This window comes from Pedobacter sp. KLB.chiD, assembly GCF_047040275.1.
Taxonomy (GTDB): Bacteria; Bacteroidota; Bacteroidia; order Sphingobacteriales; family Sphingobacteriaceae; genus Pedobacter.
Window position 1 is genome coordinate 4,778,373 of the sequence record NZ_CP178207.1, and the last position, 14,175, is coordinate 4,792,547.

The following is a 14,175-nucleotide window of genomic DNA, read 5'->3' on the forward strand; positions in this document are numbered from 1 at the left end:
TTTGTGACATTCGACCTCAAAACAGCGCTAAAATTTATCATCCTGTTTTTAATAGGGATAGGCGTGTTATGTTTAGCTTTCCGGGGTCAGGATTTAGAAAAGATTTGGGAGGAAATTAAAACGGCTAATTATTTTTGGGTCGTTATTTCTGCCATCGCTGTTTTAATTGCACATATGTTGCGGGCGTTACGCTGGCAAATGTTATATCAATCTATCCATTACAATGTAAGTTTTTGGCATGCGTACCACGCCGTAATGATTGGTTATCTGGCCAATCTTGCTTTGCCACGATTTGGCGAAATTGGTCGCTGCTCGGTTGTCCATAAAGCCGCAAAAGTACCTATGTTTGCTTCTATCGGAACTGTCATAACAGAACGGCTGTTCGATATATTGATGCTGCTTCTGACCAGTTTGGCCATGCTGATTTTTCAATATGATAGCGTAGCCGACTTTCTTTATCAAACCATATATCTCAATGTGACTAAAAAATTAAGTACGGTTAACTATTGGTGGTTAATTGGCATAGGCGTTTTGATCCTGCTGTTCACCGTTATTGCCGTCTATTTTCTCCGTCAAAAATTTAGTAAAAAATTCCTGCGTATTTTTGTAAATCTCCGCCAGGGATTTGGCTCTTACAGTAAGCTGAAACAAAAAGGTTTGTTCCTAACCTACACCCTGGGTATTTGGTTTTTCTACTTGCTTTCCATGTATTTTGCTTTTTCTTCCATTCCAAGTACTACCGGTTTACATTTTAATGCTGCATTTACAGCAATTGTTTTCTCGGGCTTTGCTATGGCAGCGCCTGTTCAGGGTGGTATTGGTGTTTTTCATTGGATGGTTGCGCAGTCATTGATATTGTATGGCATATCCTTTAAAGATGGACTGGCCTATTCTACTATCATTCACTCCTCTCAGGTACTACTTATTCTTGTTTTAGGAAGTTTGAGCCTATGTCTCATTTTAACTAGGAAAGCAGGTAAATAATTTTTGAGGGCGTATCAGTACGCTGTTCGCTATATCTTTTACCTTGCCCTTCTGCTATATTCAGGATTGACAGTCAAAAAAGATGCTTTTTCCGCCATTAGCGTACGCGGCATAAGCAAATAAATCTGGAGCTACCGTTATGCTGATTCAGGAAGCTTAATGGTTGTAGGGCTTTTGTTTAATAAACCTGACCGACAGCGTTATCTTCTTTTTCACCTGATAAAGCAGAGGGCAGGGCTATCGAAACGAAGTTATTGCTCTTGCTTTCCAAAAAAATGAAAGGTATTGGCTTAACTTGAGTGTAATCTAGATCATATCAAACAGCTCAGGTTAAAAATAATTACTATGCAGCCATAGTAATTTCGATCAGAAATACTACATTTGATTTACCAACCTTTTATACATAAATGTTATGCATTTTGAATTAAGTGAAGAACAATTAATGATTCAGCAGGCTGCCCGCGATTTCGCACAGCAAGAATTAAAGCCTGGTGTAATTGAAAGAGATGAACAGCAGAAATTTCCGGCCGAGCAGATAAAAAAACTCGGAGAACTTGGTTTTCTGGGGATGATGGTGAGCGAAAAATATAATGGAAGCGGACTCGATGCCATTTCTTACGTTCTGGTAATGGAAGAGCTTTCTAAAATAGATGCTTCTGCATCTGTAGTGGTTTCGGTAAATAATTCTTTGGTTTGTTATGGATTAGAAGCCTACGGCAGTGAAGCGCAAAAGGAAAAATATCTAAAGCCCCTGGCCGCTGGCGAAAAAATAGGCGCTTTCTGTTTGTCAGAGCCCGAAGCAGGGTCTGATGCCACCTCGCAACGTACCACAGCCGAAGATAAAGGAGATTATTATCTGCTTAACGGTACAAAAAACTGGATTACCAATGGAAGTACCGCATCCACTTACCTGGTTATTGCACAAACCCATCCCGAATTAAAACATAAAGGTATAAACGCTTTTATTGTAGAGAAAGGAATGGAAGGTTTTACGGTTGGGCCAAAAGAAAATAAACTGGGCATCCGTGGATCCGATACCCATTCATTGATGTTTAATGACGTTAAAGTGCCAAAAGAGAACAGGATTGGTGAAGATGGTTTCGGGTTCAAATTTGCCATGAAGACCTTAGAAGGGGGGAGGATTGGTATTGCTGCACAGGCTTTGGGCATTGCGCAGGGTGCTTTTGAGCTGGCCACACAATATGCCAAAGAACGTAAATCGTTCGGGAAACCGATTGCTGAACATCAGGCTATTGCTTTTAAGCTGGCCGATATGGCTACGCAGATAGAAGCGGCAAGGCTGTTGGTTTATAAGGCTGCCTGGCTAAAAGATCAGGGTTTGCCTTACACCCAGGCAGGTTCTATGGCAAAACTTTATGCGTCAAAAGTAGCCATGGATGTTACCATCGAAGCCGTACAGGTACATGGTGGTTATGGTTTTGTGAAGGAATACCATGTGGAACGTTTAATGCGCGATGCTAAAATCACCCAGATTTATGAAGGTACATCTGAGATCCAGAAAATGGTAATCTCAAGAGAAGTGATTCGTTAGTTTTGAGCTTGGAGTTGGGAGTTTGGAGTCATTAGTCCAAACTCTTAACTCAAAACCCCCAACTTATTCCTTCTCTCCGGCAACAGCGCTAAATATTGCCTTAATCAAAGCAACAACAATCGCTAAAAATGCTGCCGCAATAAAGCCCGAAGTATTGAAGGAAGTCATCATGTTATCAACCAGTAAAATCATCAATACGGTGATGATGAATGATACCAGCCCCAAGGTTAAGAAATTGATTGGAAAGGTTAATAGCCTTAGGATAAAGCCGATTGTTGCATTTGCAAGTGCAATCAGCACTGAAGCGATAATGGCATTTCCGAAGCCATCGATACTTACCCCGGGCACCAATTTTGCGCCTATAAAAAACGCCAGTCCTGTTAGCAGGATTTCAATAATAAATCTCATAATTGTTATTTTTGTAAATGTTTAAACACTGTTATACCTATTCGGTTATCGTATGGATTTCCATATTCATGTTTTCATGTTCGAATAGAAACAAGAAACCGGTGATTAAGTTTTCCGGAGATAGTACTTCGATCATCATAAAAAATATAGATGAGGCGAGTCTCTTGCAGGTAAAAAATGCCTATCAGCATAAATCAGATACGGTTGAGATGATCTCTGTCTTGATCAAGCCTGGTGATCTGGATAGTATTCAGGATGAGCAAGAAGTTCCCGGAAGGATCAAAATATTAGGCGATTCTCTGGTATTTATTCCAGATCAGCCTTTTGTAAAAGGAAAGGAATATCAGGTAGAAAGTTACATTGGGGTAAAATTTGCCACTGTTGGAGATCTGGTTACCGGAAAGGGCAGGCAGAACTTAAAAGCACAGCAGCAAACACTTAAACGGTAATAATCAGCATAATAATTGGTGCAGGTGTTTGATTTTTTGTAAAAAATTACTACATTTGCATCGTAATCGAAGAAAAGAGAAGGGGACAATGTCCCCTTTTTCTATGAAATCAGGTTAAAATATGCAGGTAGAAAAGAGAGTTGCAGCCCTCGTAGAGGAAAAAATTGCAGATCGGCCAGAACTGTTTTTGGTTGAAGTGAAAATGTTGCCAAACAATAAACTGATCATTCATGTTGATGGCGACGAAGGTATTAGCATACAGGATTGTGTAGCCATAAGCAGGCATGTTGGTTTTCATCTAGAAGAGGAAAATGCAATAGAACAGGCTTATAATTTAGAAGTTTCTTCGCCAGGTGTTGGCGAGCCTTTAAAATTAATCCGTCAATACAATAAAAATGTTGGCCGTACGGTGAGCATTAAGCTAAAAGAAGGATTAAAAAAAGAAGGAAAACTGCTGGCGGTTACAGAAAACAATCTGCTGATTGAAGAATCGGTTAAAGAAAAAGGGAAAAAGGCGGTAGCAATTCAGACAGATGTTCCGTTTAATGATATATTAGAAACAAGTGTGTTAATTTCATTTAAGTAAAATGAGTACTACAACAATTAATTTGATCGACTCTTTTCAAGAGTTTAAGGATTTCAAAAATATAGATCGCCCAACGGTGATCAGTGTGCTGGAAGAAGTTTTTCGTAGCATGTTGCGTAAAAAATACGGAACAGACGAAAACTGTGATGTTATTGTGAATCCTGATAATGGGGATTTAGAGATCTGGAGAACGAGAAAAGTGATGGAGGATGGATTTTCTGAGGATGATGATTTAGAGATCGAACTTGCTGATGTACACAAACTTGACCCGACTTTAGAAGTTGGTGATGATTATATTGAGCAGATTACTTTAGAAAGCTTCGGTCGCAGAGCAATCTTAGCAGCACGCCAAACACTCGTTTCTAAAGTATTGGAATTAGAGAAAGATGAAATTTTCAAAAAATACAAAGATCGTGTTGGTGAAATTGTAACCGGCGAGGTTTATCAGGTTTGGAAGAAAGAAACATTGGTTTTAGATGATGAAGGTAACGAACTTTTAATGCCTAAAACCGAGCAGATTCCTGCTGATTATTTCAAAAAAGGCGATTCTGTAAGAGCAGTAATCTCTAAGGTGGAAATGATCAATGCGAATCCGAAAATTATTATTTCGAGAACAGCACCGGAATTTTTACAACGCCTGTTCGAACAGGAAGTTCCGGAAATCTTCGACGGTTTAATTACCATTAAAAAAATTGTTCGTGAACCAGGAGAGCGTGCCAAAGTTGCGGTTGAATCGTACGATGACCGTATTGATCCGGTTGGAGCATGCGTGGGGATGAAAGGATCACGTATCCACGGAATCGTTCGCGAGTTGAAAAACGAAAATATTGATGTGATTAACTTCACTAATAACATTTCATTATACATTACCCGCGCGCTGAGTCCGGCTAAAATCACTTCCATTAAACTGGATGATGAAACCAAACATGCATCGGTTTACTTAAAACCAGATCAGGTTTCATTGGCCATCGGACGTGGCGGACATAATATCAAACTGGCTGGTAAATTAACCGGTTATGAAATTGATGTATACCGTGAAGCAGGGGAAGAAAGCGACGAGGATGTGGATTTAGAAGAATTCTCAGATGAGATTGATAGCTGGATCATTGATGAATTAAAGGCTATCGGGTGCGATACTGCTAAGAGTGTTTTAGCACTTACAGTAGAAGATTTGGTAAAACGCACCGACTTAGAAGAAGAAACCATTAAGGAAGTGGTTCAGATTTTACAGTCAGAATTTGAATAGTGGTGTAATTGCCAAATAAACACTACTTTTGTTTTATTATAAAAAATAACAGGAGCTAAATGTCAGACGACAAACCAATCATTTTAATTAAAGCTATTAAAGAACTTAATATAGGCATGGGTACAGCCGTTGAGTTTTTAAACAAAAAGGGCTTCTCTGCCGAGAAGAGTCCTATGTTTAAACTTACGGGTGAGATGTATAATGCCTTATTAAAAGAGTATCAGGGAGATAAGATCGTAAGAGAAGAAGCCAAACAAATAGTGATTGGTAAAATACGTCGCGACGAGCCTGAAACTGAAAAGCCCGTAGAAGCGCCGAAAAAAAATGCCGACTTTGAGAAAAATGAGGAGATTTTAATTAAAAATGCTCAATCATTTACCCCTCCGGTAGAAAAGCCAAAGGCTGTAGAAACGCCTAAGGTAGAAGCGCCAACACCAGCACCTGCGGCAGCAGTAGAGCCGGTAAAAGAAAATAAAGTTGAAGAAACCGGATTACCTGGGGTTAAAATTGTAGGAAAGATCGACTTAAACGATCTTAATCCGAAAACACGCCCGGCTAAAAAAGAGGAGACACCTGTTGCGTCAGCGCCTGTTGCAGAGCCAACGGTAGCTAAAGCACCAGAACCTGTAAAGCCGGTAGAACAGCCTAAAGTGGAAGAAAAACCGGTTGAGGTTAAAAAAGAAGAAACTCCAGTTGCATCAGCACCAGCTGCAGAAACACCAGTAGCTAAAACAACTGAGCCTGTAAAACCAGTTGAACAGCCTAAGGCCGAAGAAAAACCAGCTGAGGCAAAACCGGCAAGCAACGAGCCTGAGGTAATTAAAGCGCGTACCGTTAAATTAACAGGTCCGAACATTATTGGTAAAATTGTTTTACCAACAACACCGGATAGAAGAAACGCTCCGGTAGCTTCATCTAGCGATAGTGAGGCGGCTAAACGTAAACGTAAACGCAAGAAAACCCCAGGTGGGCCGGGACAACCAGGCCAGCAAGGTGGTCAGGGCCAGCAAGGACAGCATAATCCCGCAGGTCAGGGTGGTGCACCAGGTCAGCCGCGTCAACCTTACCAGGGCAACAGGCCAGGTGGTGGTACGCCTTACCAAGGTAACAGGCCAGCCGGACAGGGTGGAACGCCTTATCAGGGAAATAGAAATAACAATAACAGGCCAGGTTTCCAAAATAGAAATGCTACACCGAGCGGACCTAAAGAAGAACCTACTGAAAAAGAAATTCAAGATCAGATCAAAGCAACACTTGCCCGTTTAAGCGGTGCAGGTAAATCTGGTAAATTTGCACAACGTGCTAAATTACGTCGTCAGAAACGTGATGATGTCGCATTCAATGCAGAGGAAGCAGCAAATGAGCTTGAATCACAGTCAAAAATATTAAAGGTAACAGAATTTGTTACCGCTAATGAGTTAGCGAACATGATGGATGTACCAGTTACCAAAATCATTGGTACTTGTATGAGCCTGGGTATGTTTGTTTCCATTAATCAACGTTTAGATGCTGAAACCTTAACCATCGTTGCCGATGAGTTTGGTTACGAAATTCAATTCATAAAACCAGATGAAGAGGAGGACAATGTAATTGAGGAAGAAGATAACGAGGCTGATTTAATTGAAAGAGCTCCGGTCGTAACGATTATGGGACACGTCGATCACGGTAAAACCTCTTTGCTGGATTATATCCGTAAAGCAAATGTGGTAGCTGGCGAGGCAGGCGGTATTACCCAGCACATTGGTGCCTACATGGTAACTACGCCTTCAGGTAAAAAAGTAACTTTCTTAGATACTCCAGGTCACGAAGCCTTTACGGCGATGCGTGCACGTGGTGCCAAGGCAGCCGATATTGCCATTATTGTTATTGCTGCGGATGATGCCGTAATGCCTCAAACAAAAGAGGCCATTAACCACGCACAGGCAGCAGGTGTACCACTGGTATTTGCTTTCACAAAAGTAGATAAGCCTGGTGCCAATGCAGATAAAGTACGTGAGCAATTATCGGTAATGAATATCCTGGTTGAAGATTGGGGTGGTAAATACCAATCGCAGGAAATCTCAAGCAAAAGTGGCTTAAATGTTGATTTGCTTTTGGATAAGGTATTGTTAGAAGCTGAGTTATTAGAACTGAAAGCTAATCCGAATAAACGTGCTACAGGTACGGTAATCGAATCGGCATTAGATAAAGGACGCGGTATTGTAACTACAGTATTGGTTCAGGGTGGTACCTTAAAAGTTGGAGATCCAATTTTGGCAGGTAGCTACAGCGGACGTGTAAAAGCGCTAACCAATGAGCGTGGTGCTAAAGTTCATTCGGCAGGCCCATCACAACCCGTACAGGTTTTGGGTATGCAGGGAGCACCTACAGCGGGTGATCGTTTCAATGCTTTAGAAAGTGAAACCGAGGCACGTGATATCGCAAACAAACGGATGCAGTTACAACGTGAACAGGGCTTACGTACACAGAAACACATTACTTTAGATGAGATTGGCCGTCGTTTGGCAATCGGTAACTTTAAAGAACTTAATATCATTGTTAAAGGTGATGTGGATGGTTCTATCGAAGCATTATCAGATTCATTACTGAAACTGTCTACCGAGCAGATCCAGATCAATATCATCAGTAAAGGTGTTGGTCAGATTTCAGAATCCGATGTATTGTTAGCCTCAGCTTCAGATGCCATTATCATTGGTTTCCAGGTTCGTCCATCAACTGGAGCACGTAAACTGGCAGAAGCTGAGCAGATTGATATCCGTTTATATTCTATCATTTACGATGCGATCAATGAGATTAAATCGGCAATGGAGGGTATGTTAGATCCTGAATTTGAAGAGAAAATTGTGGCTAACGTGGAGATCCGCGAAACATTCAAAATCACTAAAGTGGGTACGATTGCAGGTTGTATGGTACTGGATGGTAAAATTACCCGTAACAGCAAAATCCGCGTAGTACGCGATGGCGTGGTAATCTATACCGGTGAGCTGGCTTCATTGAAACGTTTTAAAGATGATGTAAAAGAAGTATCGAAAGGTTATGAGTGCGGTTTAAATATCCAGAACTTTAACAACATCGAAGTTGGCGATATTGTAGAAGCTTATGAACAGGTTGAAGTTGCAAGAAAGCTTTAATTAGTTTAATAAATATGATTTAAAGTGGCCTTCAAAAAGGCCACTTTTTTTTGCCCATAATAGTTTTCATCTTAAAAATATCGGCTAATATTAAGCTTAATTTAAAATATCTATATCTGATATTTTTACTAAAGATCATTAGCATGAAAATCTTAACGCTCAACACATTATATGATGGCTATGTAAGCGAGGGAGTAAAATTCTACATCTTAACTTACAATTATTAACTGTAATATTTTATATACATAAATGTTAAAAGAGTTCTGAATTAATTAGGAACTCTTTTTTTAACGGATATTTGTTCGTTTACATAACCAATCAATGAATACTGAATTAACTAAGGAAACGGTGCCTTTAAAAAAGAATTTTGATTTTGTTAATACCATTAGGTGTATTTCGATGATGGGAATAGTATTTGAACATAGTCATTTGGTTCAGGCGCCAATGTACAATACAATGGGCGCAACTATTCTTGAAGCAGGTGTAATACAGTTTTTTAAATTTTCTACAATAGCATTTTTCTTAATTGGCGGATTCTTGATAAATCATAAATTTCAGGAATATTCAGCAGGACAATACCTGAAAAATAGGTTTAAAAACACAGTAAGTCCATGGCTTTTTTGGATTGTTATTTATCTGGCCCTGACGATGTTAGACAGGTGGGTAGCTTATAGTAAAGGAAGTGATGGTGGATTAATGCTCACAGATTTTAGAGCTTACATATCCGATTTAACCTTTAGGGTATTATTTTTTAGTCCTTATTGGTTTATCCCTAATTTTTTAATCTGTATTACCCTATTGCTTGTATTTAAAAAATACCTGTATAATTATTGGCTAGGTATTCTCTTTGGAATCGTTTCACTCATTTATAGTGTTAATTTATATTTTAATTGGTTTGAGACTACACATACTTCTGCCTTATTCGGTTTTGTTTTTTATCTATGGCTTGGGGTGTATTTAAACCGATATTATACTTTGGTAGTGAAGTTTGTCAAGGATACCAGATGGTTGACATGGATTTTTCTATTAATTTTAACCTTCGTGCTGGGAATTTGGGAATCAGTACATTTGATTGAGTTAGGAAGTAAAGATGCCTATAACACACTGAGGATATCCAACATTATATACTCATTCGTGGCATTTGGTGTTTTGTTAAAGATCGGAAATATCAAGACGCTTGACAGGCTTAAACCCCGCGAAACTACTTTTGGAATCTATTTACTACACAGTATTATTATAGAAAGGTTTTTACCGTTAATCTTTCAACCATTAAAATTGGATGTTCAACATTACAACGTTTGGGAAAATACGGTATTGTTAATGATTAGATTTATCATGGCCTATTCAATTAGTTATTTATTGTCATCATTGATCATCAAAACTAAAATGAGATGGACTGTTGGGCAATAAGACTTAGCTTAAAAGCTGCTTGATGCTGTTTTTAAATGCCCTTCTAAATTTTTTAAAGCTGAAAAATGAGCTCTCGAATATTTCATTTTTAAGATACCATTTTAGGCTAAGTGAATTAATTTGATCGGATGTTAAAATATCGATCCATTTATTGAACAGGAATCTGTTAAAAATTTTTGGATCATATCTCTTTGACATATTGTTAGCTAACTTAAGCTTATTAAACAGAAACGCATAGCCTATCAGGTGCTTTTTAACAGGTGTCCAATTAAATAATTCGATATGTAAATTTAACCAATTTTCGTCATCAGTTAAACCAATTCGCCCTTGCATATAGCCAATGATCTTTCTTTCATTTGCCAGCCTTATATCTGTATTTACCGTAGAGGTATTTTGGCTGTGAACACGATAGTCAACAAGGGTGTAATCAAGATTGGCTACTCTATACTTTTCGGCCATTCTGATAAACAGGTCAAAATCTTCTGAAATGGTATAGTGCTGATAGCCATTTAGTTCCATAAAAACGCTGCTTTTAAACATAGCTGTAGAATTTACAAACGGATTGCCAAACAGCATAAATAGGTCAACAGTATCATCTGTCGGAACCATCAGCATCTTTCCTGTCTTATTACCATGCTCATCAATTATAGTGGCATGTCCACCGCATAATACTATTTCAGGGTTATCAAAAAGAAAATTATACTGGAGTTTTAACCGGTCTGGATAGGCAACATCATCGCCATCCAATATCGCGATATACTCACCTTGGGCAAGTGTTAATAAGCGGTTTCTGGTATAAATTAATCCTTTATTTCCATCATTGTGTACCAATTTGATTCTGCTGTCACTAAATGATTCAATAATTGCTGCGGTATCATCTGTTGAACCATCATTTACCACAATTAATTCGAAATCAGAAAAACTTTGGGTTAATACACTATTTATAGATTGTTCTATGAAATCTGCCTGATTATAAACAGCCATAAAAACCGTGATTTTTGGTTTTCCCATTGATAGACTTTGGTTTGGTAATTTTAGTAAACTCAAGACTTGCTTTTTGTTTAGTTGTTTTTCCTCTGTTATTAAGTTTAAAGAATTTTTTAATCTACTAAAAAGCTTAATCCCAAATATAACAACAAACTAAATATACATTGTATGTGCAATTAAGTGAAGTTAATACATTATTTATGCTTTAATTTGCAACCAATTTACGTAATAGGGAGCTTTAGTAATAGAAGATTTAGATGAAGAAGATATTGTTTATAAGTCATAACTTGGGCAGAACAGGTTCAGAAATGTTGCTTTGGTATTCTTTAATGAATTTAAACCGAAAAAAATTTCTGCCATTATTATTTACAAAAGATAAGGGTGTATTAGTTGATACCCTACCAGTTGAAATTCAACATTTTTTGCCATATAGGAAAAATCCTAAAAGATCGTTAAGGCTTTTGAGATCAGTTTTGAAAAAGGCTAAAATTGATTCGTTAGAATATCAATTAAATTATATCACCAAGAAAAATAAGGTCGATTTCTGGTATGTGAACACGATTGTAATTCCAGAAGTTTATCCTATTGCAAAGAAGTTGGGAGTTAAAGTCGTTACGCATGCACATGAACTCCCTTTTGCTTACGATTTTATTGGTTATAAGGAATTGGAAATTATCGTGACCTCATCAGCAGCATTAATTGGCTGTTCAGAGGCTGTGTGTACCAGAATCAGTGATATGGGGCGACCTGATGTAAAGCTTTTGTATGGTTTTATCGACTTAAATAAAATCATAAGTACAAAAACTGCTAATGAAGTTAAAACAAATTTAGGTTTTGATAGTGAGGATTTTGTTTGGGCTATTTCTGGTAAAACAACTTTGATCAAAGGTGTTGATTTGTTGGTATCTTTACTTCCGGAACTTCCTGGCAATATCAAAATTATATGGATTGGAGGTGAAGAAGATACCGGTATATACTATTATGCAAAAAAGGCCGTAGAAAATAAATTTCCAGGAAGAGTTCGGTTTTTGGGGGCACAAAGCGAAGAATATTATAATTACCTTAATTCTGCAAATGCCTTCCTGTTACTCTCAAGAGAGGACTCTTTCCCTTTAGTAATGCTAGAAGCTGCTGCGTTAGGCAAACCTATAGTAGGGTTCAATTCAGGTGGCATTAATGAATTTGTAAAAGCTGATACAGGGATTGTTGTAGATACTTGGAGAACAAAAGATCTTGCCGATGCGATGATGGAAGTAAAAAACCACCCAGAGAAATTTAACATAGATGAGATCAAACACCAAGCATCTCTTTATGAAGTAAAAAAACAGGTATCAATTTTAGAAAATATACTTGATGGTATAGATTAAGTAAATATCAATTCAATTACCTGTCTTTTTTATCCTTTAAGGTTTTATCTCGTTATACTCAAGTCCATTTTTTAATGCTTGCAAATAACGGTGACCAAATTGTTGATCGGGCTCTAAATGGCAACCCTCTGCCCATTCATTCCAAGCGTTTACAAACATCAAGCGCTCTTCTCCGCTAAAATGTTTATTGGTATATTTCGCTGTGTTAGTCACCCATTCTTGAAATTTTTCAGGACTTGAGTTAACGAATACCGTTGCGTCTTTAGCCCGACGTGCAGAGTTATCCCAGCTGGGGAAGACTGAGCGAAAATATTTATAAGGCTTGGGTGCTTTTTCAGTCATCTTATCTACGATTTCCTCATAATCAAAAACTTTATTGGTTAATAGTCCACTTGATTTAATATTAGTCTTATGAAGTATTTTTCTTAGGAAATGACTAGCACGCTCTTTTTTACTATATTTTTGTAATGGGATTGAAAAATCTGGGGCAAATTCCATACTTGCATTAAAATCATGATATATAGGATCAAAGTCACGCTTGAAATTTTCTACTCTAATCAGATAAAGATCTACAAATCCAGCTTTTTTTACTTCATCACGCCATATTTTTACTGCATCATTTATATTTGGGTGAAGTTCTGAGCGATACATTAGATACACAGGCTTCCCATCTATTTTAATATATCTATTATCTTTAAAAAATGGCAAAAGGTATTGAATATGTTCAAAGTCGTCTTTTAAATCATAATCTTGCTTAATTAAAATATCAGCTTCCATCCCGTCCCATCGCCTGGTCCAGTTCTCATTAGCCCAACATAGACAAAATGGGAAATCGGGCTGCCCCGAGGCTAACATTTGCTCTATTGGTGTTTCCATCAAAAGTTTGCCGTTAAACCAATAATGATAAAAACAAAAGCCATAAATACCATAAGTTTTGGCCAGAGCAGCTTGTTCAATCATGGTGTCTAACAACCTAAGGTCATAAAAGCCCAAATCAGTTGGCAAATGAGGTTGGTAGTGTCCTTTAAACTTTGGCTTCGCCTTGGTTACATTTGTCCATTCCGTAAATCCTTTTCCCCACCATTCATCATTTTCTTTAAAAGGATGAAACTGCGGCAAATAAAGTGCAATGGCCTTAAGCTTGTTTTCGGGTGTTGAATTTTGCATAATTGCTATCTAAATATGAATTGCGATAATCGATCGTTTATAAGTTGTGCGATCTATTTTTTTGATAATTAATCTAACAAAATTTTCAATAGATCAAATAGAATATCCAAAGTCTTTAAATACTGATCTCCATGCAGCTAAATTTTTATTCCAGGCATGACATCCAAAAGGCAGTTTGTTATTGGTGAGTTCGAACCCCCTCTCAACCGGTACCTCAAACGCAAAATAAACCGCTTCTTTATAAGAAGGTATTTTTAAGTTTTTTCTCTTTCTGTTTACCTCTATGCTCCAGAAAACATCTTCATTGAGGTTGGCAGCGGTATACAATAAATATTCTTGTATTTTTTCCTGAAAGCGTTTCGTCAGAGTATAAAATATTTGTGTTCTTCGTAACGACAATCCACCATTACCAACTTTATACTCCCGCTGGATGTCAGTTGGGATAGAGGTGTTTTTTTGTTTAACGTCAAATCTTCGGTGAATGTAGCTTAAAAAGCTATTTTTTGCCGCTTTGATAAAATCAGGGTATCTATGTCTTAGCCAAGGTGCACCTACATAGTCAATGTTTTTTTCACACCAACTGGTTAACTCGTCTTTGAAAACAAAAGCATCTAATTGATAAATTAAGATATATTCGTAGTCTAGAAATGCTTCATAAAATTCGCCAGATAGCATCAGCCTGTTATAACCCGAGATATCTTTAAAGTAAGCATCGTCAAAACCTATTACTTTATCGAATGGATAGATGAAATCTAGATTTAGAGATGTAGGTTTTACACAAAGTATTGGATGTGACTTAGCAAGAACTTTGAAGCACTGCTGTAACGAAATATCCTCTAAAGTGGTTGGCTCTCTATAAATAGGCACGATAACGGCAACCTTTTGCAT

12 protein-coding genes are annotated in these 14,175 nt (G+C 37.8%); 8 read left to right on the forward strand and 4 right to left on the reverse strand.

What is annotated here, in order from left to right; translation table 11 throughout:
* Nucleotides 1-3: 3 nt before the first annotated feature.
* Nucleotides 4-984: a lysylphosphatidylglycerol synthase transmembrane domain-containing protein gene (locus ACK1I8_RS19775; RefSeq protein ID WP_412466994.1), complete on the forward strand. Its 981-nt coding sequence runs from the start codon at nt 4-6 to the stop codon at nt 982-984.
* Nucleotides 985-1,396: 412 nt separating this feature from the next.
* On the forward strand, nt 1,397-2,536 hold the full coding sequence (locus tag ACK1I8_RS19780) for an acyl-CoA dehydrogenase (RefSeq protein ID WP_412466995.1): 1,140 nt from the start codon (nt 1,397-1,399) through the stop codon (nt 2,534-2,536).
* Nucleotides 2,537-2,599: 63 nt separating this feature from the next.
* On the opposite strand, the gene ACK1I8_RS19785 is transcribed toward ACK1I8_RS19780, so the two are convergent.
* On the reverse strand, nt 2,600-2,944 hold the full coding sequence (locus tag ACK1I8_RS19785) for a phage holin family protein (protein WP_090503323.1): 345 nt from the start codon (nt 2,942-2,944) through the stop codon (nt 2,600-2,602).
* A 17-nt stretch (nt 2,945-2,961) separates the two neighbouring features.
* Between ACK1I8_RS19785 and ACK1I8_RS19790 the strand changes: the two genes are divergently transcribed.
* The 5 genes from ACK1I8_RS19790 (at nt 2,962) to ACK1I8_RS19810 (ending at nt 9,766) form a co-directional block, all read left to right on the forward strand.
* The gene (locus ACK1I8_RS19790) at nt 2,962-3,393 is read left to right on the forward strand and encodes a hypothetical protein (protein WP_412466996.1); all 432 of its coding nucleotides are present in this window, start codon (nt 2,962-2,964) and stop codon (nt 3,391-3,393) included.
* A 121-nt stretch (nt 3,394-3,514) separates the two neighbouring features.
* Nucleotides 3,515-3,979: a ribosome assembly cofactor RimP gene (gene rimP / locus ACK1I8_RS19795; RefSeq protein ID WP_138819522.1), complete on the forward strand. Its 465-nt coding sequence runs from the start codon at nt 3,515-3,517 to the stop codon at nt 3,977-3,979.
* A gap of 1 nt (nt 3,980) precedes the next feature.
* Nucleotides 3,981-5,225 carry a transcription termination factor NusA gene (gene nusA, locus ACK1I8_RS19800; protein WP_090503332.1) on the forward strand — a complete coding sequence of 415 codons (1,245 nt, stop codon included), beginning with the start codon at nt 3,981-3,983 and terminating at the stop codon, nt 5,223-5,225.
* Between the two features lie 59 nt (nt 5,226-5,284).
* Nucleotides 5,285-8,356 (forward strand): translation initiation factor IF-2, encoded by a 3,072-nt coding sequence (infB, locus tag ACK1I8_RS19805; protein WP_412466997.1) that lies wholly within the window; start codon nt 5,285-5,287, stop codon nt 8,354-8,356.
* Nucleotides 8,357-8,677: 321 nt separating this feature from the next.
* Nucleotides 8,678-9,766, forward strand: coding sequence for an acyltransferase family protein (locus ACK1I8_RS19810; protein WP_412466998.1), 1,089 nt, complete (start codon nt 8,678-8,680; stop codon nt 9,764-9,766).
* Between the two features lie 3 nt (nt 9,767-9,769).
* Here the strand turns inward: ACK1I8_RS19810 and ACK1I8_RS19815 are convergent, their stop codons facing one another.
* A complete protein-coding gene (locus tag ACK1I8_RS19815) occupies nt 9,770-10,777 on the reverse strand; it encodes a glycosyltransferase family 2 protein (protein ID WP_412466999.1) in 1,008 nt (335 codons plus the stop codon).
* Between the two features lie 233 nt (nt 10,778-11,010).
* On the opposite strand from ACK1I8_RS19815, the gene ACK1I8_RS19820 reads away from it, so the two are divergent.
* Entirely contained in the window at nt 11,011-12,120 is a 1,110-nt protein-coding gene (locus ACK1I8_RS19820) for a glycosyltransferase (protein ID WP_412467000.1), read from the forward strand.
* 36 nt (nt 12,121-12,156) lie between these two features.
* On the opposite strand, the gene ACK1I8_RS19825 is transcribed toward ACK1I8_RS19820, so the two are convergent.
* Entirely contained in the window at nt 12,157-13,287 is a 1,131-nt protein-coding gene (locus ACK1I8_RS19825; protein WP_412467001.1) for a glycoside hydrolase family 99-like domain-containing protein, read from the reverse strand.
* 93 nt (nt 13,288-13,380) lie between these two features.
* Nucleotides 13,381-14,175, reverse strand: coding sequence for a DUF5672 family protein (locus ACK1I8_RS19830; protein ID WP_412467002.1), 795 nt, complete (start codon nt 14,173-14,175; stop codon nt 13,381-13,383).

Bases quoted from the DNA above. Each gene is read 5' to 3' on its own strand.
- ACK1I8_RS19810 (WP_412466998.1), top strand. From the start codon at position 8,678: ATGAATACTGAATTAACTAAGGAAACGGTGCCTTTAAAAAAGAATTTT.
- ACK1I8_RS19785 (WP_090503323.1), bottom strand. From the start codon at position 2,944: ATGAGATTTATTATTGAAATCCTGCTAACAGGACTGGCGTTTTTTATA.
- ACK1I8_RS19815 (WP_412466999.1), bottom strand. From the start codon at position 10,777: ATGGGAAAACCAAAAATCACGGTTTTTATGGCTGTTTATAATCAGGCA.
- ACK1I8_RS19790 (WP_412466996.1), top strand. From the start codon at position 2,962: ATGTTTAAACACTGTTATACCTATTCGGTTATCGTATGGATTTCCATA.
- ACK1I8_RS19830 (WP_412467002.1), bottom strand. From the start codon at position 14,175: ATGCAAAAGGTTGCCGTTATCGTGCCTATTTATAGAGAGCCAACCACT.
- rimP (WP_138819522.1), top strand. From the start codon at position 3,515: ATGCAGGTAGAAAAGAGAGTTGCAGCCCTCGTAGAGGAAAAAATTGCA.
- ACK1I8_RS19825 (WP_412467001.1), bottom strand. From the start codon at position 13,287: ATGCAAAATTCAACACCCGAAAACAAGCTTAAGGCCATTGCACTTTAT.
- nusA (WP_090503332.1), top strand. From the start codon at position 3,981: ATGAGTACTACAACAATTAATTTGATCGACTCTTTTCAAGAGTTTAAG.
- infB (WP_412466997.1), top strand. From the start codon at position 5,285: ATGTCAGACGACAAACCAATCATTTTAATTAAAGCTATTAAAGAACTT.
- ACK1I8_RS19780 (WP_412466995.1), top strand. From the start codon at position 1,397: ATGCATTTTGAATTAAGTGAAGAACAATTAATGATTCAGCAGGCTGCC.
- ACK1I8_RS19820 (WP_412467000.1), top strand. From the start codon at position 11,011: ATGAAGAAGATATTGTTTATAAGTCATAACTTGGGCAGAACAGGTTCA.